23 protein-coding genes are annotated in these 21,872 nt (G+C 41.3%); 1 reads left to right on the forward strand and 22 read right to left on the reverse strand.

Annotation, left to right across the window (positions count from 1 at the left end; translation table 11 throughout):
• Positions 1–53: 53 nt before the first annotated feature.
• The 11 genes from dinG to NST09_RS10400 form a co-directional block, all read right to left on the reverse strand.
• Entirely contained in the window at positions 54–2,846 is a 2,793-nt protein-coding gene (dinG, locus tag NST09_RS10350) for an ATP-dependent DNA helicase DinG (RefSeq protein ID WP_342492991.1), read from the reverse strand.
• 115 nt (positions 2,847–2,961) lie between these two features.
• The gene (gene panD, locus NST09_RS10355; protein ID WP_017359738.1) at positions 2,962–3,345 is read right to left on the reverse strand and encodes an aspartate 1-decarboxylase; all 384 of its coding nucleotides are present in this window, start codon (positions 3,343–3,345) and stop codon (positions 2,962–2,964) included.
• Positions 3,338–4,204, reverse strand: a complete 867-nt coding sequence (gene panC, locus NST09_RS10360) for a pantoate--beta-alanine ligase (RefSeq protein WP_341041902.1) — start codon at positions 4,202–4,204, stop codon at positions 3,338–3,340. Before panC ends, panD begins: the two co-directional genes overlap by 8 nt.
• On the reverse strand, positions 4,201–5,040 hold the full coding sequence (gene panB, locus NST09_RS10365) for a 3-methyl-2-oxobutanoate hydroxymethyltransferase (RefSeq protein WP_046343839.1): 840 nt from the start codon (positions 5,038–5,040) through the stop codon (positions 4,201–4,203). Before panB ends, panC begins: the two co-directional genes overlap by 4 nt.
• Positions 5,041–5,239: 199 nt before the next feature.
• The gene (locus tag NST09_RS10370) at positions 5,240–6,223 is read right to left on the reverse strand and encodes a bifunctional biotin--[acetyl-CoA-carboxylase] synthetase/biotin operon repressor (protein ID WP_025207537.1); all 984 of its coding nucleotides are present in this window, start codon (positions 6,221–6,223) and stop codon (positions 5,240–5,242) included.
• Positions 6,196–7,398, reverse strand: a complete 1,203-nt coding sequence (locus NST09_RS10375; RefSeq protein WP_342492992.1) for a CCA tRNA nucleotidyltransferase — start codon at positions 7,396–7,398, stop codon at positions 6,196–6,198. Before NST09_RS10375 ends, NST09_RS10370 begins: the two co-directional genes overlap by 28 nt.
• Positions 7,391–8,536 carry an N-acetyl-alpha-D-glucosaminyl L-malate synthase BshA gene (gene bshA / locus NST09_RS10380; protein ID WP_116307063.1) on the reverse strand — a complete coding sequence of 382 codons (1,146 nt, stop codon included), beginning with the start codon at positions 8,534–8,536 and terminating at the stop codon, positions 7,391–7,393. Before bshA ends, NST09_RS10375 begins: the two co-directional genes overlap by 8 nt.
• 2 nt (positions 8,537–8,538) lie before the next feature.
• Positions 8,539–9,243 carry a bacillithiol biosynthesis deacetylase BshB1 gene (gene bshB1, locus NST09_RS10385; RefSeq protein ID WP_342492993.1) on the reverse strand — a complete coding sequence of 235 codons (705 nt, stop codon included), beginning with the start codon at positions 9,241–9,243 and terminating at the stop codon, positions 8,539–8,541.
• Positions 9,230–9,649 (reverse strand): methylglyoxal synthase, encoded by a 420-nt coding sequence (gene mgsA, locus NST09_RS10390; RefSeq protein ID WP_008344580.1) that lies wholly within the window; start codon positions 9,647–9,649, stop codon positions 9,230–9,232. Before mgsA ends, bshB1 begins: the two co-directional genes overlap by 14 nt.
• Positions 9,650–9,666: 17 nt before the next feature.
• A complete protein-coding gene (gene dapB, locus NST09_RS10395; protein ID WP_008344578.1) occupies positions 9,667–10,470 on the reverse strand; it encodes a 4-hydroxy-tetrahydrodipicolinate reductase in 804 nt (267 codons plus the stop codon).
• A 5-nt stretch (positions 10,471–10,475) separates the two neighbouring features.
• The gene (locus tag NST09_RS10400) at positions 10,476–10,811 is read right to left on the reverse strand and encodes a nucleotide pyrophosphohydrolase (protein ID WP_008344575.1); all 336 of its coding nucleotides are present in this window, start codon (positions 10,809–10,811) and stop codon (positions 10,476–10,478) included.
• Between the two features lie 137 nt (positions 10,812–10,948).
• Here NST09_RS10400 and NST09_RS10405 point away from each other — a divergent pair, with 137 nt between their 5' ends.
• Complete coding sequence (locus NST09_RS10405; RefSeq protein ID WP_003215598.1) at positions 10,949–11,821, forward strand: YitT family protein; 873 nt, start codon at positions 10,949–10,951, stop codon at positions 11,819–11,821.
• Between the two features lie 30 nt (positions 11,822–11,851).
• Here NST09_RS10405 and ypjB read toward each other — a convergent pair whose 3' ends face one another.
• The 11 genes from ypjB to hisC all read right to left on the reverse strand — a co-directional run bounded on the left by ypjB (position 11,852) and on the right by hisC (position 21,868).
• On the reverse strand, positions 11,852–12,658 hold the full coding sequence (ypjB, locus tag NST09_RS10410; protein ID WP_008344572.1) for a sporulation protein YpjB: 807 nt from the start codon (positions 12,656–12,658) through the stop codon (positions 11,852–11,854).
• A 65-nt stretch (positions 12,659–12,723) separates the two neighbouring features.
• Positions 12,724–13,317, reverse strand: coding sequence for a DUF1405 domain-containing protein (locus NST09_RS10415; RefSeq protein ID WP_017359746.1), 594 nt, complete (start codon positions 13,315–13,317; stop codon positions 12,724–12,726).
• Positions 13,318–13,419: 102 nt separating this feature from the next.
• Entirely contained in the window at positions 13,420–14,187 is a 768-nt protein-coding gene (locus tag NST09_RS10420; RefSeq protein WP_008344567.1) for a menaquinol-cytochrome c reductase cytochrome b/c subunit, read from the reverse strand.
• Between the two features lie 41 nt (positions 14,188–14,228).
• Complete coding sequence (qcrB, locus tag NST09_RS10425; protein WP_003215804.1) at positions 14,229–14,903, reverse strand: menaquinol-cytochrome c reductase cytochrome b subunit; 675 nt, start codon at positions 14,901–14,903, stop codon at positions 14,229–14,231.
• Between the two features lie 2 nt (positions 14,904–14,905).
• Positions 14,906–15,412, reverse strand: coding sequence for a ubiquinol-cytochrome c reductase iron-sulfur subunit (locus NST09_RS10430; protein ID WP_342492994.1), 507 nt, complete (start codon positions 15,410–15,412; stop codon positions 14,906–14,908).
• A gap of 144 nt (positions 15,413–15,556) precedes the next feature.
• Complete coding sequence (locus NST09_RS10435; protein WP_017359747.1) at positions 15,557–16,003, reverse strand: YpiF family protein; 447 nt, start codon at positions 16,001–16,003, stop codon at positions 15,557–15,559.
• Positions 16,004–16,064: 61 nt separating this feature from the next.
• A complete protein-coding gene (locus NST09_RS10440) occupies positions 16,065–16,604 on the reverse strand; it encodes a ReoY family proteolytic degradation factor (RefSeq protein ID WP_008344562.1) in 540 nt (179 codons plus the stop codon).
• 75 nt (positions 16,605–16,679) lie between these two features.
• Positions 16,680–17,951: a tetratricopeptide repeat protein gene (locus NST09_RS10445; protein WP_035702924.1), complete on the reverse strand. Its 1,272-nt coding sequence runs from the start codon at positions 17,949–17,951 to the stop codon at positions 16,680–16,682.
• 289 nt (positions 17,952–18,240) lie between these two features.
• The gene (aroA, locus tag NST09_RS10450; RefSeq protein WP_024718513.1) at positions 18,241–19,527 is read right to left on the reverse strand and encodes a 3-phosphoshikimate 1-carboxyvinyltransferase; all 1,287 of its coding nucleotides are present in this window, start codon (positions 19,525–19,527) and stop codon (positions 18,241–18,243) included.
• Positions 19,528–19,537: 10 nt separating this feature from the next.
• Complete coding sequence (locus tag NST09_RS10455) at positions 19,538–20,653, reverse strand: prephenate dehydrogenase (RefSeq protein ID WP_025207544.1); 1,116 nt, start codon at positions 20,651–20,653, stop codon at positions 19,538–19,540.
• 117 nt (positions 20,654–20,770) lie between these two features.
• Positions 20,771–21,868: a histidinol-phosphate transaminase gene (gene hisC / locus NST09_RS10460; protein WP_136944843.1), complete on the reverse strand. Its 1,098-nt coding sequence runs from the start codon at positions 21,866–21,868 to the stop codon at positions 20,771–20,773.
• Positions 21,869–21,872: the final 4 nt, after the last annotated feature.

Below are 21,872 nucleotides of genomic sequence, written 5' to 3' on the forward strand. Positions count from 1 at the left end.
ATAAAAAGCCGTTACGATAAATTAACTCCAAACCCACACCAGTGAAAGGCCGCTTATGACAGCGGCTTTTCGTTGTTAAGCTTTTCTATATACGCCTCAAGCGACTCTTTGGACATCTCGTGAACTGGCGCATGATGAAGTGATTCTAAAAATAGTTTTCCATACGAAGCGGTTTTCACTCGGCGGTCTAAAATCAGCAATGTTCCGATGTCTTTTTCCGAGCGCAGCAAGCGGCCGGCTCCTTGCTTAAAAGTTAACACAGCTTCCGGGAGAGCGACGGCTTTAAACGGATTCTTCCCCTGTTTTTTTGCCGCTTCGCATTTTGCTTCAATGAGCGGTGAATCAGGCGGTCGGAAAGGAAGCCTTGCCATAATGACGGTCGTTAGCTCTGAGCCAGGAAAATCCACACCTTCCCAGAAAGTCCCTGTTCCTAGCAAGATGGCTTGCTTCGCCAATTTGAACATTTTTGTCAATTTTACAGGGCTCCCGCCTGTCAAACCTTGAGCAAACAAGGCCGATTGCATACCTTCTGATTTCAGCTCTTCATACACTGCTTTTAACATCTCATGTGAATTAAATAACACCAATATTTTCGCTTGATCCTGCTTTTCCATGATCTTAATATATGTTGCAGCTTGCTTCACATAATCGCGTTCATCACGGTTTGTGATCGGCGGCATGTCAGCCGGTACAACGACCTTAAGCTGTTTTTCAAGTTCAAAAGGTGAATCAATTTGGACAAGGTGTGGGTAAAAATCTTGCAGGCCAAAACGTTCCAAGCAATAATCAAAGCGTTGATTGATGGTAAGCGTCCCTGATGTGAGGACAACGCTTTTTTTGTTCATGAAGAACCGATCAGCTAGCAGCTCCCCTGTATCTAGCGGCTGCGCGTGCATAAAGACAGCATTCTTGGCACCCTTTGCATCAATCTCAATCCAAACGGTTTCATCATTGTTTGGTTCAAAGATAAACCGGTACAGCGTACTGCAGAATGTCTGCATAAACGACATCACTTGATCGTATTCTTCTGCTTCAAATGCAAACTGATCTATGAACTGATCACTTTTGTGAAGCAGCTCATTTTTTTGCTGCTCATACAGTTTCTCACAAGCAATCAATAATGAACAAAGCTTACTCGCTGATTCTTTAATTCGGACCCACTGAGCATGTTTTGAATGATGACGGACTCTATGAATGAGACGATTGATGTCCGCTTTTGGTTTTGTCCTTTTGACAAAAGAATGAACGGTACTAAAAAATGCGTCACTTTCCATCTGCAACTGCTGAAGATACTCGTCCATTTCAATAAAGGTGTCAGTTGATAAACCTGCCCCATGAAATCTCTTTTTCAATTTCTTAAGCAGCCCGCCATGCAAAGAGCCAAGCTGCGTTAATTTCGCATGAAGCTGGATATAAGACGCACTGTCACCTAGCGTTTCATTGGCTGTTTTTTCAAATTGGTGGGCCTCATCAATCACATAGACGTCTGCATCCTGAAAGATAGAGGCTCCTTCCGTTTGGGATAAAAGCAGACGGTGATTCGTCAAAATTAAGTCAGCGGTTTGAGCCTTTCGTTTAGCCCGTTCATAAAAACAATGTTCTTTAAAACGGCGTTTTTTCGATGTAAATGGCATGTGTACACAAGAGATACGGTCTTTTATATTTGCAGCTCCTGACGGTAAATTCAGTTCAGACAAATCACCTGTTTCAGTGACAAGGAGCCACATTAAAATTTGCGCTTTTGTTAAGACAACATCATAGTTATCATCTTCCTCATGCAGCACATGCTCAAACTTATCTAAACAAATATAATGTGCCCGCCCTTTAAACACACAGGCGGCTGGCTCAAATGGGAGCAATTGCTTGAGTAGCGGAACATCGCGCTGAAGCATTTGCTGCTGTAGTAAAATAGAATATGTACTGATAATGACAGGTTTTCCTGATTTCTTTGCTTCTAAAGCAGCTGGTATAAGATAAGCGAGTGTTTTCCCGATTCCTGGCGCCGCTTCAATTAACGCATAAGCTCTTTCATGGAACGCATCTCTTACTTTGTTCATCATCGTGAGCTGGCCTTCTCTTACTTCATAGCCTTCTAATGTTTGAGGGAGTTTCTCTTTTATCTCCTCAAACAGCTGCTCGTCGTCAGCGCCTACTGCATATGTCGATTCAGTGATAGGATTGGTCACATCTTTCACAGCAAAAGATCCTACTTCTACAAGCGAATCATCCTGACTCGTGTGATTGGTTTCAAGCTGCTTAATTAAAAGTCCTATATCACTTAGAAGATAAGAGGATAATCTGCGCAGCTGTTTTAACACATTTGGCGGTGTATTCCTTAATTGATGTAATAAGGTTAAAAATAACATGGCAGTAACTTCCGCATCACTATCCGCCCTGTGCGGGTGGTCATGTGGAAGCATGAGCTCTTCGCTTAATTCAGTTAACTTATAACCTTCAAGCTCAGGATAAAGAATTCTAGAAATTTCAACCGTATCAATCGCTAGCACATCCAGCTCATTTTTCCCGCATGCTTTTAGTTCATCGTTTAAAAAGTTCAAATCAAAATGAACATTGTGCGCAACAAAATAAGCGCCCTGTATGAGATCATACACCTCTTGGGCAATGTCCTCAAAAAACACCGCGTCATCAACCATGTGCTGCTTAATACCTGTCAGCTGTTCAATAAATCCAGGAATCGTTTTCCCTGGGTTCACATATTTTGAATACCGTTCGACAATTTGTCCATTTTCAATGACCACCGCAGCAATTTGAATGATTTTATCACCTTTTTTTGGTGAATTCCCGGTGGTTTCAATATCAACGACAACAAACCTTTGATCGGTCATAAAATGGACACCTCAATTCCTCGTTCCACTCATAGTGAAACACACTCTGGGCAATATAGCTGAAACAGAACAGCTTCCTTTTGATGAAACTGTTCTGTTTCCATGTGAGCGTGCGTTATAAAATCGTTCTCGCAGGCTCTTGCCCAATCATTTGTTCAATTTGATTTTGTTTATTTAACACGACCACTTTAGGTGTGTGCGATTTCGCTTCTTCCTCTGACAACATCCCATAAGCGATAATAATGACTTCATCTCCTGGCTGAACCAATCTTGCTGCCGCACCATTTAAACAAATGACACCGCTCTTTCTTTCTCCAGGGATGATATATGTTTCAAGTCTAGCACCATTGTGATTATTGACAATTTGCACTTTCTCATTTGCCATCATGCCTGCCGCATCAAGCAAATCTTCGTCGATGGTAATACTGCCTACATAGTGTAAGTTTGCTTCAGTCACTGTCGCTTTATGAAGTTTCGAGGTCATAAAAGTTCTATACATGTTTTTCACCGCTTTCAGGAACATGGAAAATCACATTATCAATCAGTCTTGCCCGGGAGAACTTCACAGCAGTGGCAATGATCACTTGGCCCGTTAAGTGCTGAAGGGGTTCAAGCTCTGGGTAGGAGTAAATGTCAATATAATCGATTTCCCCACTCGTTTGAAGAATCTCTTCTTCCACTAATTGATAAATACGATTTATATCATGTTCACCCTTTTCTACAGCTGTCTGTCCTTTTTTTAATGCCCGGTATAAAGCAGGTGCTTCTTGCCTTTCTGTTTCTGACAGATACACGTTCCTTGAACTTTTCGCTAAACCGTCTTCTTCTCGAACAGTAGGAACAGACACAAGGTGAAGATCGAAAAAGAAATCCTTGATCATCGCATCGATAACAGCGACTTGCTGTGCATCTTTTAGACCAAAGTATACATTGGTTGGTGCGACAAGGTGAAACAGCTTTGTGAGCACCGTGACAACGCCGTCGAAGTGTCCTGGGCGTTTCTTCCCGCATAAGACGTCTGTACGCTTTTGGACAGTCATCGTAATCGATGGCTCGTCTTTGTACATTTCCTTCACATCAGGTGTAAATAATATATCTACTCCAGCTTCTTCAGCAAGACGCTGGTCTCTTTTCATATCTCTTGGATAGGATTCAAAGTCTTCATTCGGTCCAAATTGCAATGGATTAACAAAGATGCTCATCACCACGATGTCATTTTGATCTCTTGCTTCTTTTGCAAGCGTAAGATGTCCTTCATGAAGGAAACCCATTGTAGGGACAAATCCAATGGAATGCTGCTTCTCTTGATGCTGCTTGATCATGTCTTTTAGTTCATGAATATGGGAGACAACCTTCATTCCTTGATCCCCCCATATAAACCATCAAGGACTTCTTCTTTCATATGAAAGGTATGAGCATCCTCTGGGAATGTGCGTGCTTTTACTTCTTTTGTATATTGTATGAGCGCTTCTTCTAATACAGCATCGATTTGCGCGTATTGTTTCACAAATTTAGGTGTTCTAGACACGCCGTACCCTACCACATCATGGTAAACAAGAACTTGTCCATCTGCTTCAGATCCTGCCCCAATTCCGATCACAGGAATCTTTAGCATGTCAGTAATCCGTTTTGTCAGTTCACCAGGTACACACTCTAACACAAGAGCGATGGCGCCTGCTTCCTCACATTTCAGACTATCTTCAATCAATTTCTGTGCACTCTCTTTGTCTTTTCCTTGCACTTTATAGCCGCCAAGGACACCTACTGATTGAGGGGTGAGCCCTAAATGGCTTACAACAGGAATACCGCCTCTTGTAAGTGCTTGGATGGATTCAAATACTCCGTCTCCACCTTCAAGCTTTAATGCATCAGCACCGCTTTCTTGCATAATGCGTGCTGCATTTTTCATCGTTTCTTCTAATGAATAATGATAAGACATAAATGGCATATCCGTCACAACAAATGTGTCTTTTGCTCCTCTTTTGACTGCTTTTGTGTGATGAATCATATCATCCATCGTCACTTGCACTGTGGAATCAAGTCCAAGGACAACCATCCCAAGTGAGTCACCAACTAAGATCATGTCGACTTCCGCTTTTTCCGCTTGCTTTGCAGCTGGATAGTCGTATGCTGTCAGCATCACGATAGGTTCGTTTTGTTCTTTCATTTTGAAAAAATCTAACTTTGTCTTCATTTGTTCCTCCTCATTCTGGAGAGGAGATGGCTTGTCTGATCTCACACGCTTTTATCTCTCATGTGCAGACGAATCATCCCTCTGTCCAAGTCCCTTAGGATCAAGGCAGAAATTTATCGAATTTTTCTTCCTAACAGGTACAGTTCTTTTTCAGATACTGCCCACACGAAGTATATCAAAAATGTGCCGGGTGTTCCACTTAAGTTGACTTGATCTCAATGTCAGCGGAGTAGATGTTTTGGATTCCGCCCTCCGTTTCGAGTAAGAGAACGCCTTCATCGTTAATCCCAAGCGCCGTTCCAGCATATTGTCCATTGACGGTGCGTGCGATGATACGTTTTCCAATGGTCATCGCATACGATTCCCATAATTGTTTGATCGGAGCAAAACCATAAGTCATATATTCATCATACCTTTTTTCAAAGGTGGACATGATGGTTTGAATCAATGCCGCTCTGTCTACCTTTTCACCCAGTTCCATTTGCAAACTCGTCGCAACATCCTTTAATTCTTCAGGAAAATCATTAGCCGTCTGATTCACGTTAATGCCTGGACCAATAATGACTGCGTGAACTTGGTCAGCTTCTGCTTTTAATTCAGTCAAAATACCAACGACCTTTTTTCCGTTTAGCAAAATATCGTTTGGCCATTTGATTGATGGACTGAGACCCGTTTGCTGCGCTATGGCTTCAGCGATCGCGACAGATGCTAAAAGCGTCATTTGCGGCGCTTTGTGCAGCGGTATTTCCGGCCGGAGAATCAAACTCATCCAAATGCCTGTCCCATTTGGTGAATGCCACGTTCTTTGAAGGCGGCCTTTTCCGTTTGTCTGATGATCACTGACAACAAGCGAGCCGTGCGGGGCTCCTTTATTGACGAAGTCATGGGCAATGAGCTGAGTTGAGGCGACTTCTTCTTGAAAGTAAATATGCCGGCCAAACAGCTCTGTTTCCAAACCAAACAGAATTTCGTCTTCACTAATTTTGTCCGGTTTACGAAGCAGCCGGTATCCTTTTCTTCTGACCGCTTCGACCTCATATCCCTCTTTTCGCAAATCCTCTATATGCTTCCATACCGCCGTTCGGGAGCAGCCAAGCTCATCACATATTTGCTGGCTTGAGACAAAATCTTGCTCAGATGCTGTAAATAGTTCAATTAATCGTTTTCTAATCGCTGATCGCACGCTATGAGCCACTCCTCTATGGCTTCTTTTCGGTTTTCAAGCTGGTTTTGCAAAACGGCTTTTTTTACAGAAGAAAGCTCTTCTGCAATCCATTTACCAGCTGGCTTTTGCCGAAAGGCCATCAAATCTTTTCCTGACACTGCAAGGTCTTGAAGCTGTTTAATCGGCAACGCATCATATGAACGTTTCGCCGCCTCCAGCTCATCAAAGAAAATGCGGCGCTCATGTTTGAGTTGCGTGATTTTCATACTAGAAAGCAGGACATGTTCACCAGCTTCAAACATTTTTTCCGCATCCCAGTCACAATCAACATATTTGCTAATGGCAACGGCTTCTTTTAAAAGTTTCGTTGATAACTTCCATTCTTTTAAAAAGGACACCGCCTCCGCCCCATCTAGACCAAGTAAATGGATAAAGGCTCCCCACACCTCATCTAACCCATCCAATAAATAATACGGGAAAGCTTGGAACGTTTCATTCAGCTGATCCTTTTTGAGGCCAGGCAATTCTTCATACAATTTGGTGGAGATGAGCACCTTGATGGCTTGCTCACAGTAGCGGCCTTTTAAAAGTTTTTCCATTTCGATCTTTTTGCGTTCAACAGATATGTTAGCAAGCAGATGTTTATCTTTTTTCATTGCTTCTTCCGTCTCTTTAGAAAGCTCAAATCCGAGCTGGCTTAAAAACCGCACCGCTCTCATCATCCGAAGCGCATCTTCTTGAAAGCGGCATGCAGGATCTCCAACCGTTTGAATCCGTCTTCGCTTAATATCACGCTTGCCGCCTACATGGTCAATGATGTCACCATGAATATCCATGGCTACTGCATTGATCGTTAAATCTCTTCTTAAAAGATCTTCTTTTAGTGATGAAATAAACGCCACTTCTTTAGGCCGGCGAAAGTCTTCATATTCTGATTCAGTCCGAAACGTAGTGACCTCATAGCTGCCCCCGTCAAGTAACACAATAACAGTGCCATGCTCTTTGCCGACATCTACTGTTTTATCAAATAAAGACTCCACCACATCAGGTGTGGCATCTGTCGCAATATCGATATCTCCAATTTCCCTGCCTAAAAGGACATCTCTCACCGCACCGCCGACAAAATAAGCTTGATACCCATGTTCGTGCAGTGTATGTAAAATAGGGATCGCATGCGTGAATGGTTCATTCATCTTCAACATCACCTTCGATCAATTCTAAGTAAAGCTCTTCATACTCTCTCACAATTTTGTCAGAAGAGAAATTGGCTTCCACACTAGACTTGGCTGCCATCGATATTTGCTGATGGAGCGCATTGTCTTTCAGAATAGAGATGGCATGTTTTGCTGCTCCATCTACATCACCAAGCGGAACAAGGAATCCTGTCTCTCCATGTGCAATCACCTCTGGAATTCCTCCAACGTCTGTTCCTATACAAGGTACTCCGCATGCCATTGCTTCAAGTAGTACAAGACCAAAACTCTCTTTCTCAGAAAGCAGCAGCTTCAAATCACTAATCGAATAGAGCTCCTCCACTTTCTCTTGCTTGCCTAAAAATAACACGCGGTCCGTTAATCCAAGCTTTTTCACAAGCTCGCAAACAACCGATTTTTCAGGTCCGTCCCCAATCAGTAGCAGTTTTGCATTCACCTGTTCAGAAATCTGTTTAAACACATGGATCACGTCATGCACCCGCTTCACTTTACGGAAATTTGATACATGGATGACGACCTTCTCATCCTGCAGAAGACCATAATGCGTCCTCAGCACTTCGTGATCTTCACGCAAATATACACGCTCATCGACGAAATTATGGATCGTATCAATTTTTTTATTCGGTTTAATCAGATCGTATGTCTGCGCAGCTAATGAATGTGATACAGCCGTTACGCGGTCAGATGATTCGATCGCAAACCGGATGACTTCCTTTAAAGATGGGTCATAGCCTAAAACCGTAATATCCGTCCCGTGAAGGGTGGTGACGACTTTGACAGACTGTCCAGTCATTTGTTTGGCTAAGAACGCACAGACAGCGTGAGGGACCGCATAATGCGCATGAATAATATCAAGCTTCTCTCGTTTTGCCACTTCTGCGAGTTTACTTGCCAGTGCAAGGTCATAAGGCGGATATTGAAACACAGCATATTGATTGACATCCACCTCATGAAAATAAATATTCGGATACACTTTATTGAGTCTAAACGGAATACTCGAGGTAATGAAATGAACATCGTGCCCTTTTTCAGCTAAACGTTTTCCAAGCTCTGTGGCAATAATGCCCGATCCGCCAACACTTGGATAACAAGTGATTCCGATCTTCAATTTTTTCATAATTACCCCCCAAGTAAGTCATCGTCCATCAAAAGTGGCTTCTTTGTCAGAAACCCTTCTGCAAAAAGTTTATTGACTTCCCTTCCATACATCGACTCTCTCATTTTGACAAAATCAATATAACCATTTACAAGCGGTGTCTCCACTGAACTCTCTGTTTTGACAAATTGGCTTTTATACGCATGTAAGCTATCAATTTTTTGGTTCATCTCGTCTGAGATATCGATCACAAAATCTGGACGATGGTGGCCATTAATCATGTAATAATACATCTGGCTTATTTTATGCGCTGGCTGCTTGTATGAATCTTCAAATTTATGTATACCTGCAGAAAAAGCGGCCTCTTCTACAAGTGAACCCGCATGACCATGATCAGGATGTCGATCTTGGTGGTGCGGGGCAAAAATAAGTTTTGGTTTGTATGTTCGGATGACACCTGCAATTTCTTTCATCGCTTCGTCATTCAGATAAAGTCCTCTATCTGGCAGCGTGAGCTGTATTCGAGTCGTGACGCCTAAAATGTCAGCGGCTGCTCTGGCCTCTTCTTTTCGGCTTTCAACCGTTCCGTTTGAAGATAATTCAGCCTGAGTCAAGTCACAAATCCCAACACGTGCCCCTTTTTTTACGTATTTTGCAATCGTTCCACCCATACCGATCTCTACATCATCGCTATGGGCACCGAATGCAAGGATATCAAGTGGTTTCATGTGTTCCTCCGTTTTTTGCTACATCTCGAAAATCAAACGTACCTTTATTTAAATTCCTGACTAAAATTTCGGCAGTCCCCATATTGGTCGCTAATGGAATGGCATACACATCGCAAAGCCGGATGAGTGCAGATACATCCGGTTCATGCGGTTGTGCAGTGAGAGGGTCTCTAAAAAAGAGCACAAGATCCATTGCATTATCAGCAATCATGGCACCAATCTGCTGATCCCCTCCAAGTGGTCCTGATTGGAAACGATGAACGGGAAGCCCAGTCGCTTCTTTCACTCTTAAACCTGTGGTTCCTGTTGCATAAAGTGTATGATCTGCCAAAAGATCTCGATACGCAATGGCGAATTGAATCATGTCACTTTTTTTCTTATCGTGAGCGATTAAAGCAATGTTCATCAGGGGTCCACTCCTTATTAGTCGATAATATTTTCTAAGCCATAGACGAGTTGATCAATATGCATCACCTGTTCAACAGAAAGCTTCACACCTGACATAAATGATGCACGGTTATAAGAATCATGACGGATCGTGAGCGTCTGTCCGTCCATTCCAAACAGCACTTCTTGATGTGCAATCATGCCTGGAAGTCTTACGCTGTGAAGGCGGATGCCATCATAATCTGCTCCTCGAGCACCTTCGATTAGTTCTTTTTCTTCAGGGTGCCCCTGCTTTTTGCTTTCTCTTACTTCAGCAATCATTTCAGCCGTTTTTAATCCTGTACCGCTCGGAGCATCCAATTTTTTATCATGATGAAGCTCAATGATTTCAACATCAGGAAAATAATTCGCTGCCATTTTGGCAAACTTCATCATTAAAACAGCACCAACAGCAAAGTTAGGCGCAATAATACAGCCTATCCCTTTTTCTTCTGTTAATTGCTGAAGTTCTTTTAGGTCGTCTTCTGAAAAACCTGTTGTGCCTACAACTGGACGTACGCCATGTTCAAGGGCTTTTCTTGTATGTACTTTACCGATTTCTGGGGTCGTCAAATCAATTAATACATCCGGTGCTGTTTCTGAAAGACACACGTCAATATCCGTATAAATGGGCGCATCAGATGTTGTATGAAGCACATCTGATAGCTTTTTCCCCTCATGTGTGTGATCAAGTGCTGCTACTAGTTCAAAATGGCTTGTTTCTTCTGCCAGCTTGACAGCCTCTATCCCCATTCTTCCTCTTGCTCCAGCGATTACAACTTTGATGGTTTGATTCGTCATCTTCTCTACTTCCCTTCTTTTTTCGTCCAGCGGTCTTTGTCTCTTGTATTGAATTTATGCATCACACGATCATGGGCTTCTTCAAGTGATATATTGAGTGAATTGGCAAGGCATGTTAACACAAATAGCACATCACCAATTTCTTCTTCCATGCTTTTCTCTGTTTCCGTTGTTTTTTTCGGCTTTTCTCCATAGTAATGGTTAACCTCTCTTGCCAGCTCACCTAATTCTTCTGTCAGACGGGCCATCATGGCAAGCGGGCTGAAATAGCCTTCTTTAAATTGTCCTATGTAATCATCGACTTCTTGCTGCACGTGACGCAGCGTTTTTTCATTCGTCATGAAGCTCATCCTCCTATCCATCTCTTACATGTTAGCGAAATCATAAATATTTGACAAATGTTTAAAACTCAGTTTGCTTGTTTCTCTTCCATACCATATAATATTATCGCTGTCTAAGCAAAAAAAGGAGTGATCTTTTGCTAAAAGAAATTCGTCTTAAAAATATCGTATTTATTTTAATAGGATCTGCGATTTTTTCTTTCGGCCTTGTTCATTTTAATATGCAGAACAACTTGGCGGAAGGCGGATTTACAGGTATCACACTGCTTTTATATTTTCTATTTCACATTGATCCATCTATTTCAAACCTTGTGTTAAACATTCCGATCTTTTTTATCGGCTGGAAAATGCTTGGCAGAACCATGTTTACATATACAATTGTCGGAACCGTCAGTCTTTCTGTCTTTCTAGCCATCTTCCAGCGCTTTCAAATACATATGCCTCTTCAGCACGATTTAGCCTTAGCCGCACTTTTTGCAGGTGTGTTTATCGGAACAGGCCTCGGAATCATCTTTAAATTCGGCGGGACAACAGGCGGCGTTGACATTATTGCAAGATTGATCAACAAACATTATCAAGTCGCAATGGGAAGAACGATGTTTATCTTCGACGCGTGCGTCATTACCATCTCTCTCACCTATTTAAATTACAAAGAAGCCATGTATACACTTGTTGCCGTATTTGTTGCTGCAAAAGTCATCGACTTCATGCAAGAAGGCGCTTACGCTGCCAAAGGAGCGATGATTATTTCTGAAAAGGATGACATCATTCAAAAGAAAATCACAGAGGAAATGGAGCGTGGAGTGACCATTTTAAAGGGTGTCGGCTCCTATACGAAACAGGAACGCAACGTCCTTTACTGCGTCGTTCCAAAAAATGAGCTTGTCCACCTCAAGAGCGTCGTAACTTCCGTCGATCCTCATGCCTTTGTATCAGTGAGTGACGTGCATGACGTACTTGGTGAAGGCTTCACATTAGATGAACATAAAAAGCCGCTCAATCCCCATTAAAAAAGAAGCCCGATAACGGTGCTTCTTTTTTTATGACTTTGGATAATCGGCTTGTCTCTTTTGCTTTTTTTCTTTTTCAGCACGGTATTTCCTAAACCCAACATACGTTAAAGTGAGTAAAATCATACTTCCTGTTGTTAAAATGACCCATAAAAGCGATGGATCCGCTTCATCTTGATCAACGTTCGCAAACACACTTGATAAATCCTCTTCGAGTTTCGTGAGACGCTCAAGCTTTGTCCCACTCGATGCTTTTAAAAATTCACCTTGTTCAATTACTTCCATGTGCTGCTTAATCGTTTGCAGCTTTTCAGGCGAGATATCAATGGTTAAACTCGGATAAATCATATCATACAATGAAACCAGCTCATTCCAAGTTTCATAGAACGTCGTCGATTCTGGATCTTTTACTTCTTTCTTTAATGTCGGAAAAGACCCCATAATCGGCTTCTCGAGAGATCCCCAAAGAGGTTCTGAATTTGATTGTATCGCATCGAGAAGCATTCTAAACTGAGAGGCATACCGAAGTTTTTCGCGCTCATTTAAGTCTTCCTGCGGGAGTCCTTTAATGATATCTTGATAGCCAAGTGTAATTTGCCGAACCTGCGTATTCGTCAAAGTTCCGCGCCAATTCTCAGCTTTAAATGTCTTTTCAGCATACAATGCAACTTGTAATGCCTCATCATATTTAGCTTGTCTCGTTAATTGAAAGATTGAATCTGATAGTTCCGTTAATTCTTGCAGCGCTTTAGCAGCTGTTGTTTCCTCACCTTTTGCAGCAGCTGGATGCAAGACAAGAAATAATAATAGAATCATCGCGATTGACTTTCGTTTCATGCAAGTCCCTCCTAGCCTTTCTCCATACAGCGTATGAAGAAAAGGACAAGGTTAGACCAACATTGTTAAGGGAGTTCAAGCTTGACCGATTTTTTCGAGATGACAAGATAATACGAAACAAGAAGAACGGCAATACTTAACCAAAACGTCACGTAGCCGATCTCATTTGAATAGGCAGAAAGCATAGAATAACGCGGCATCATTCCAAATACATAATCAATCACATCATTATGTAAAATCCATATGCCTGCTACAACCAAATGACGCATTTGAAAACGATAATACGGCGCAAATAACACAGCCTGTACCGCCATCGCAAAGTGCGAACCAATTAGCATATATCCTTCCCAAGGAAAATCATCAACAGAAACGAGCACGAAAAGATTCATCCCTACAGCCCATAATCCATATTTGATCAAGGTGACAAGGGCCAGTGCTTCAAAATAAGGAGCATGGCGTTTCATTAGAAAGGCTAGTAATACAAATAAAAAGAAAAAGCTTGCCGTCGGACTGTCTGGAACAAAAGGTAAAAAGATAGCCGGCGTCTCAACGAGCTGCGGGATATACCAGTAGTAGCCGTACACAGTACCAAGAAAGTTGACAATGAGCACCAGCACAAGCATGTAGCGTGTGGCTAGCAAATATTGAATCCATCTCATATTTCTCTTCACTCACGATCTGTTAAAATCAGAAAAAAGCTGACAGCGCCAGCTTTTTTCTCCTTTTGAGTATATCCTTGTACTTGCATTTAAACAACTGAATTATTTAGATTTGACCTCAGATAAATATTTCGAGAGCTTTTCAAGTTCTTCATCGCTGCCTTTAAAAATGCCCTTAGGCATGTTGCCTTTACCTTCTACAGCGATTTTCGCAATTTCCTCTGGTGCTAAACCATTGTCAACAAGTGACGGTCCAGCTGCCCCGCCTTGCATATTATCTCCGTGACAGGAGATACATGTCTGCTCTTGATAGATTTTATACTCTTCAGCTGAGGTATCAATCTCTGCTTCTTTCTTGATTTCACCTTGCTTCGCAGCTGCTTCCCAGTCATGAGTAGCAACAGATTCCCATGTTAAATAGGTTGCTGCACCAACTGCAAGAATCATCATCCCAACTGCAATTGGTCTTCGATATGGCCTGCGTTCAGGACCAGAATCAAGAAATGGTGCGAGTAAAAGAGCACCAAACGCAATTCCAGGCATAATCATTGCGCCAACTACCGTATAGCTCCCTGCAGCAAACTCATATTTTAACAACTGGTACAAAAATAGGAAATACCAGTCTGGCAGCGGAATATAGCCCGTATCTGTCGGATCAGCCATCCGCTCAAGCGGAGGTGCATGAACAACAGTTAGGACAAGAAATCCAATTAAAAAAACAGCACCCACAAGCCATTCCTTTAAAAGAAAGTTCGGCCAAAAGGCTTCGGTTTTTCCCGGATATTCGGAATAGTCTTTAGGTATGTTAGGTTTTCTTTCTGCCGGTATTCTGGAATCTCCGACAAACTTCATCCCTTTTCCCCTATGCAAAGTCATCCCCTCCTCATTGAACATTCATCAAACGCAAAATTTTACAGCGGTCCAGAAATTCCTTGCTTACGAATCATAATAAAGTGGGCAGCCATCAGCCCAAATAATGCCGCTGGCAAGAAAAAGACATGGATAGCGAAAAATCTCGTCAGCGTTTGTGCACCTACAATGTCAGGATGACCTGCAAGCAGCGTTTTAATCTCTTTCCCAATGAAAGGTGTCGCCTCTGCAATTTGAAGACCAACCTTCGTCGCAAATAGCGCCTTCATATCCCACGGTAAAAGATATCCTGTAAAACCAAGTCCAAGCATCACAAAGAAAATGAGCACACCGACAATCCAGTTTAGCTCTCTAGGCTTTTTATACGCCCCTTGGAAAAAGACCCTCAGCGTATGTAAAAACATCATAACAATGACTAGACTCGCACCCCAGTGGTGCATCCCTCTTACAATCTGTCCAAATGCCACTTCATTTTGCAAATAATAGACAGATTCCCATGCGTTTTTAATATCCGGTACATAATACATCGTTAAAAACATGCCCGAAAGGACTTGAATGACCGTCACAAAAAACGTTAAACCGCCAAAACAATACACAAAAGCAGAGAAATGATGTGCTGGATTGACGTGCTCTGGCACTTCATGATCCGCAATGTCTCTCCATATCGGTGTGATGTCCAGCCGCTCATCTACCCAATCGTAAATCTTGTTAAGCATCGTTACCCTTCCCCTTTCGGCACAGCTTTTCCAAGATAGAGGTATCCGTCCTTCACTTGCTGCTTATAATGATCAAGCGGTGCAAGCGGTGGAGTTCCGGGTACGTTTGTACCATCCTTGTCGTACAGCCCATAATGGCATGGGCAGAAAAATTTGTTTGGATTTTTCGGATCACTGTTCCAGTTCACTGTACATCCCAAATGTTTACAGATTGGCGATAAAGCGACAATGTCATCCCCTTCTTTGTACACCCATGCAGACCTAGATTCCTTTGACTCATACCATGCATCTACTTGATCAATTTTAAAGTCAAAGCGCTTCGGTTCTCTTGTCAGTTCATCTACACTGACAACTTGAACCATATCCTGATCCTCTGTTCCTTTTAGCACAGGGTCAAGCGCAAAGCGAACCATAGGCATGAGCATTCCAGCGGCCATAAATCCCCCCACGCCGGTCAACGTGTAATTCAAAAATTGACGCCTGGACACTCCATGTCTCTTCTCGCTCATTTTTTTCTCCCCCCCTCAGGTCGTCAGCTACTTTATAACTGAATTAGAAAAAATTTCATAAAACTAGGACACCCTCATAATATATCAATCTATTCACAAGGTCAACAGCCTAAAAAGCTATGTACAATGCAAATGTAAGGGTTTTTATGACGGGTTCCATTTTTGTAACAAAAAGTTCAAAATTTGTTCTACACTGTCTTGAATGACTTTTTGCTTTAAATTGACCTTTAAATGCTCAAGCGGAACAGACTGCAATATAAATGCCGATTCGCTCACTTCTAGCTGTTCTTTCCATTTATTATCAGATGTGATAAACACAACATGCTGAAAATGTTCTTGCAATGATTGTTTTACTGCAAGTATGTCTTCTTGCTTACGATGATTTACTTCTAAATATGTATGTGGAGGAAAAAGAAACACTCTGCCTTTCAGTTGCCTTTCAAGATCTTCTGCCACAAGCATTGTAAACTCACCTAAAGACACGGTTTGTTTGATATGGCTCGCATTTATCCCAACTAATGGAATGATAGCGGTATCAATGTAATCTTTAGATTGTAAAAAGAGATCCGCATCCTCCGCCTGAAACTTCATCTAGTTCCCCTCTTTCATCACATAAGCCCTGCCTGTATAGGGCAAGGCTTATTGGCTTGGTTTATGATAATAGGCTTAATTCTTTTGCTAACTTATTAAATGTTTCTTGATCATGACGGTCAAGCGCTTCATCGATTTCTTTCATCAGCCGTTCTTTTTGGAAAGTAGCGATAGAATGCTCTAGCACTTTCTCAGCAAGATCTTTATCTTTTTCATTTTCATAAAGATCTTTAGGAATATGAGGGTTTGTTTCAAGTACAGCGGCATATTCCGGCGAACGATATGCAGATCGGAAATTCAATTGAATAAATAAATCTTGCTGTTTATTCAAACGAATATCATGAAATGATTTTTCTGCATCTGTCGTCATGATATTTTCTTTATAAAATCTAAAGGGAACTTCATCCACACAGTGTGTTGACATAATAATTCCCCTTGGGCAAAATTCGGCTTGCTCTACAAAATGAACCTTTTCCATCAAAGAGTCGTGACTCATTAAATAATTTAATATCCAAACACACTCTCTTCGCTTTAACTGATAATGGTTTAAGAACCACCGGATAAATTCCTTCTTTTCATTGACAGAAACAGGGGTCTGCATGTTATTCCCTCCTCTATCGTAAATTAAATTGCTATACATGAATTATTCAACAAACCAGTTCTTCATTCCTGCAAACTATAAGGAAATTTCGTCTTCAATTCTTAAAATCGTTTCTTCAATTTCTTCATTCGTGCCATCTTTCTGAAGAACTTTTCGTAATAACGGCAAGGCTTCTTTTTGTCTGCCTTCTTCTAAAAGGAACGAAGCATATTCATATAAAAAGTCACGTTCCTCATCAAAATCAGGCAGAGCAAGTTTGAAATACTCAGCGGCTTCATCGTATTCTTCTCGTCCGACAGAAGCAGAAGCAGCATACCAATTCCATTTTGGATCTTCTTCCCCAAAGCTTTTAACCTCTTTAATCACATCCAGAATTTCATCAAACAGCTCTTCATTTAAATAGATCGCAAGCAGCGTTTGAACCGCTTCAATATATCCTGGATCAAGAGCAAGTGCTTCTTGAAGCAATTTTTTCGCATCTTCCGAATGGCCATTTTTCAAATCAATCTTTGCCCCATATAAATATAACTCTTTGTTATACTCATCCACTTTAATTCCTTCTTTTACTATCTCTAAAGCTTCATGATATAGTCCTTCTTCCTCATAGCTTTTGGCTAAAGGCATATAAAGTGACGAATACGAAGGATCAATATCTTTTAGTTCAGAAAGCTGCTGAATAGCCGTTTTCGTTCTGCCAGCCCTCATCGCTGTAAATCCATAGCCAAAAAGTGTATTTGGATCCACTTGATCCTTTACAGCCTTTTCATACCATTCAAGGGCATCTTCAAATTCTCCAGCTGTGCTTAATGATTCAGCGAGCCGCTGATATACATTGACACCGCCAATTTCATTTTGTTGATCGGCCACTTTGTAGAAATAGTCGGCTGCTTTCTTTGAAAGACCTTGAGAAAAATACAATTCCCCTAAAGCAAAATCAATGACGGCTTCATGAGGTAGTAACTCTTTCGCTTTTAAAAGCTTTTGTTCACTGACTTCAAATAGTCCTTGCATTTGATACAAATCTGCCATTAACAATAAACTCTCTGGATACGCATCGTCATCTTCAGGAATCGTTTCAAGAACTGCTATTGCCTTCTCTTCTTCGTCAGAGTCTATTAAAAGCTCTGCATAAAAACAGGTTAATCCTGTTTCTTCTGGATATAAATCATGTAAATCACTAATGAGATTCCGTGCTTTATCAATATCTCCCCAGTCATAATATAACTGAGCTGCCTGCGCTTTTTCTTCATCATGAAGATGCTTCTCTGCTTGAGCAAGTGTTTGGAGTCCCTTTTCAGTCTCACCCGCCTCAACTAATTTTATGGCTTCTTGTAATGAACTATTCAAATCAAACCGTTCCTTTCTGTTTCCAAAAACCTAAACTGTTGTTACTTCATATCATAATCGACAGCTGCATATCCAGCAAATATGTTGCTCTTTTAACATGAAGCCATTTTTGTGTTTTGAAGACTCTTTTTCAATCAATACTTTACTAAACTGACGATTTGTAAACCGAATACGCTAAAAAATTGTTTTTGAATCAGCAAAATGCTCTTTTTCAAGGTTTCACCTTGAGACAAGCTATGCTATAGTTCTTTCAAATATGCAAAAGGAAAGAAAAAGCCTGAGGAAATCCTCAGACTGTTTGCGTTAAGTATTCAATGTGTTCAAAGAAATTTGGGTAAGATACACGTACTGCATCTGTATCTTCAATCTCGATTGCTTGCTCTGTTATACATGCCGCAATTCCTAACATCATACCAATTCGATGATCTCCGTAGCTTGAGACGACTGCGCCGCCTTTAAGGCTCGTTTTACCATGAATCTTCATTCCATCATCTGTTGCTTCAATATGAGCACCTAGTTTTTTAAGTTCTGAAACGACTGTATCAATACGATTGGTTTCTTTCACTTTTAATTCAGCGGCATCTTTAATGATCGTTGTTCCTTCTGCTTGAGTAGCTAGGAGCGCAATAATAGGAATTTCGTCGATGAGTCTAGAGATCATATCACCTGAAATGTCGATCCCTTTTAATGAAGAGGTAGAGATCGTTAAATCACCGTACGGTTCTCCGCCTTTAGCATCCACTTCTTGAATGTCGAGGTCTGCACCCATTTGTTTTAGCACATCTATAATACCAGTTCTCGTTTTGTTCAAACCGACATTTCTCAATACAATCCGGCTGTTTGGAACGATAGATCCAGCCACTAAGAAAAATGCAGCTGAAGAAATATCTCCAGGGACAAATACATCTGTTGCTTTTAACGTTTGTCCACCTTCAATTGAAACACTTTGTGCATCTTCATGTAGCGAGACACCAAACATTGATAACATTCTTTCGGTATGGTCTCTTGATTTATGCGGTTCAGTTAACGTCGTTGTTCCTTCTGCCTGCAGTCCAGCTAGAAGGACAGCCGACTTAATCTGGGCACTGGCAACTGGAGACTCATAAGAGATAGCTTTTAAATTGCCCCCACGAATAGAAAGCGGTGTATATTCACCATTTGCTCTACCATCGATCTTGGCTCCCAATTGTCTTAACGGACCTGTTACCCGTTTCATCGGTCTTTTGGCAATACTTTCGTCTCCGATCAGCGTACTGTGGAACTCACAGCCAGCCAAGATTCCCATCATTAAACGAATGGTCGTGCCTGAGTTACCAACATCGAGAATATCGCTCGGCTCTTTAAGTCCTTTTAGTCCCTTGCCATGAATGACAACATCTGTACCTTTTTGTTCGATGTCGACACCCATTTTTCTAAAACAATCAATCGTGCTTAAACAATCAGCGCCAGGAAGAAAGTTTTTTACTACTGTAGTCCCGTCAGCAATAGCGCCAAACATCACAGATCTATGAGAAATGGATTTATCTCCTGGAATATGAATTTCTCCATTCATAGGAGCACTTTTATGAATTTTCATGTTCCTCACCTCAATCAGCATAAAATGTATCGTAATTTGCTCTATTTTTTATACAGAGTTCTGCCCGCTTTCGATCGTCATCTGTTTGAAAACTGATGCGTAAAATCCCGTTAATGTCTTCTCGCGTCTCAATAATACGGATATTTGTAATACTAATGTTTTCATTTGCTAGATATCCTGTAATTTCCGAAATAACACCAGGATGATCAGGCACATCGACATAAAGATCATAAAAAGCAGGGATCGCTCCTTTTTTCCTTAAAGGCAGGCCGTCGCGATATTCCTTGGCCTCTTGGAAATAAGAGAATAACCCCTCAGCATCTTCTTGTTGCACAAAGGATTCAATGCGGTCAATCTCTTTTTTCCATTCATGAAATCGGTCTAAAATCTTGTTTTTATTATGCAAAAGGATATCGCGCCACATTGCAGGATTACTTGATGCAATACGGGTAATATCTCGAAAGCCTCCTGCAGCAAACCGTTTTACAAGAGGAAATTCTTCTTCAAAATGATGCGCTTGATGCACAAGACTGGCAGCGACGATGTGTGGAAAGTGACTAATCACACTTGTCACAGCATCATGTTCTTCGGGTGTCATTTCAATGAAATGAGCATTGGTTCCCTTCAGCAGATCCTTCAAACGGTCAACAGCCTGACGACTTGTTACCTTTGCTGGCGTTAAAATGTAGAATGCATTTTCAAATAAAAAGTCTTTCGCTGCAATGACACCTGACTTATGAGATCCTGCCATCGGATGCCCGCCAATAAATTGGTAATGATCAGGCAACGTTTTTTCAGCAAAGTGAACGACCTTTTGCTTTGTGCTCCCTACATCCGTAATCGTGAGCTCTCTTTCAATTCCAGATGCTGCAATATCACTTAACATTTTGACGGTTTGTTGTACTGGCGTTGCCAAAATAATCGTTGCTGATGCTTTTAAGCCTTCTATAAAGGACTCGGCAGTCGCGTCGATGATCCCTAGTTTTGTTGCAGCAATCATTTGTTCTTTAGAGACATCATAGCCTACAATTTTTTTATGTGGAAATTCTTTTTTAATCGACAGTGCAATAGAACCACCAATTAAACCGAGCCCAGCGATTAATATGGTTTCGTTTGCTTCATTCATGTTCATCACCTGATTTTTCGCGAAAATTAAACAAGCTGTTTCAATAGCTTATATGTATATTGGATGAGTTACAACGAAAGCCATATCCCATAAACAGGATATGACTTCATTGTTATGCTACGCACGAATGCCTTGTAATAAATCGGCAAGTGTAGTTAGGATTTCTTCATTTTGCTCCTTTGTTCCAACAGTAATACGTAAAGAAGTTGGGAATCCAAGAGCTTGACCAGATCGAACGATATAGCCCTTTTTCAAAAGTGCATTGAACAGCTCATCAGCATCTCTTTTAAAATCAATTAGCACAAAGTTTGTTTGAGACGGATAGATAAATAATCCAAAGCGGTCTGCAAATTCTTGATACTGCTTGAGACCTGCTTCATTTTTTTCCCTGCACGATTGAATGAAGTCTTGATCTTTTATGGCTGCACGTGCAGCTGCCTGAGCGATACGACTTGTATTAAATGGCTCTCTCGCAGGTTCAATGGCGGTAATCAATTCCTCTGAAGCAACCCCATAACCTACTCGAAGTGCCGCAAGTCCATATGCTTTAGAGAATGTGCGCAGTACAATGACATTTTGATAGGCTTTTAATAGAGATAAACTGTTCGGAAAGTCTTCCGCGCGAACATATTCAAAATATGCTTCATCTAGAACGACAAGCACGTGAGCAGGCACTTGATCTAAAAACGATACGAGCTCAGATTCTGACAAATGATTTCCTGTCGGATTGTTCGGGTTACACACCCAAACGACTTTTGTGTTGTCATCCATCGCATCCAGCATTCCCTTTAGATCATGAGCTCCACCATTTAGAAGTGGTACTTCTCTAATCTCTGCATGCTCAATCACTGCATTGTGACGGTATTGCGGGAATGACGGAGATGGGATCACCGTATTTGTATGTTGATCAAGGAATGCCCTAGCAATAATTTGCACAAGTTCATCTGAGCCATTCCCGAATATTAATTGTTTTTCATTTACTTGAAGAAACTCAGCCAGTTCCGTTCTTAAACTTGCGCTGTATCCGTCTGGATAAATCGCTAAATGTTCAAGTTCAGCTTGTATGGCCTCTCTTGCATGTGTGGAACATCCAAAAGGGTTTTCATTTGAAGCCAATTTCACAATTTTGTCTAATTGATATTCTTTTTTGACCTCTTCAATTGGTTTCCCAGGTTGATACGGTTTTAGCTGTTTTAATTGATCTTTGATTTGCAAAATG

The sequence above is a fragment of the Bacillus sp. FSL W7-1346 genome, from assembly GCF_038593335.1.
Lineage (GTDB): Bacteria > Bacillota > Bacilli > Bacillales > Bacillaceae > Bacillus > Bacillus altitudinis.

Bases quoted from the DNA above. Each gene is read 5' to 3' on its own strand.
- dinG (WP_342492991.1), bottom strand. From the start codon at position 2,846: ATGACCGATCAAAGGTTTGTTGTCGTTGATATTGAAACCACCGGGAAT.
- panD (WP_017359738.1), bottom strand. From the start codon at position 3,345: ATGTATAGAACTTTTATGACCTCGAAACTTCATAAAGCGACAGTGACT.
- panC (WP_341041902.1), bottom strand. From the start codon at position 4,204: ATGAAGGTTGTCTCCCATATTCATGAACTAAAAGACATGATCAAGCAG.
- panB (WP_046343839.1), bottom strand. From the start codon at position 5,040: ATGAAGACAAAGTTAGATTTTTTCAAAATGAAAGAACAAAACGAACCT.
- NST09_RS10375 (WP_342492992.1), bottom strand. From the start codon at position 7,398: ATGAATGAACCATTCACGCATGCGATCCCTATTTTACATACACTGCAC.
- bshA (WP_116307063.1), bottom strand. From the start codon at position 8,536: ATGAAAAAATTGAAGATCGGAATCACTTGTTATCCAAGTGTTGGCGGA.
- bshB1 (WP_342492993.1), bottom strand. From the start codon at position 9,243: ATGAAACCACTTGATATCCTTGCATTCGGTGCCCATAGCGATGATGTA.
- mgsA (WP_008344580.1), bottom strand. From the start codon at position 9,649: ATGAACATTGCTTTAATCGCTCACGATAAGAAAAAAAGTGACATGATT.
- dapB (WP_008344578.1), bottom strand. From the start codon at position 10,470: ATGACGAATCAAACCATCAAAGTTGTAATCGCTGGAGCAAGAGGAAGA.
- NST09_RS10400 (WP_008344575.1), bottom strand. From the start codon at position 10,811: ATGACGAATGAAAAAACGCTGCGTCACGTGCAGCAAGAAGTCGATGAT.
- ypjB (WP_008344572.1), bottom strand. From the start codon at position 12,658: ATGAAACGAAAGTCAATCGCGATGATTCTATTATTATTTCTTGTCTTG.
- NST09_RS10415 (WP_017359746.1), bottom strand. From the start codon at position 13,317: ATGAGATGGATTCAATATTTGCTAGCCACACGCTACATGCTTGTGCTG.
- qcrB (WP_003215804.1), bottom strand. From the start codon at position 14,903: ATGCTTAACAAGATTTACGATTGGGTAGATGAGCGGCTGGACATCACA.
- NST09_RS10430 (WP_342492994.1), bottom strand. From the start codon at position 15,412: ATGAGCGAGAAGAGACATGGAGTGTCCAGGCGTCAATTTTTGAATTAC.
- NST09_RS10435 (WP_017359747.1), bottom strand. From the start codon at position 16,003: ATGAAGTTTCAGGCGGAGGATGCGGATCTCTTTTTACAATCTAAAGAT.
- NST09_RS10440 (WP_008344562.1), bottom strand. From the start codon at position 16,604: ATGCAGACCCCTGTTTCTGTCAATGAAAAGAAGGAATTTATCCGGTGG.
- aroA (WP_024718513.1), bottom strand. From the start codon at position 19,527: ATGAAAATTCATAAAAGTGCTCCTATGAATGGAGAAATTCATATTCCA.
- NST09_RS10455 (WP_025207544.1), bottom strand. From the start codon at position 20,653: ATGAATGAAGCAAACGAAACCATATTAATCGCTGGGCTCGGTTTAATT.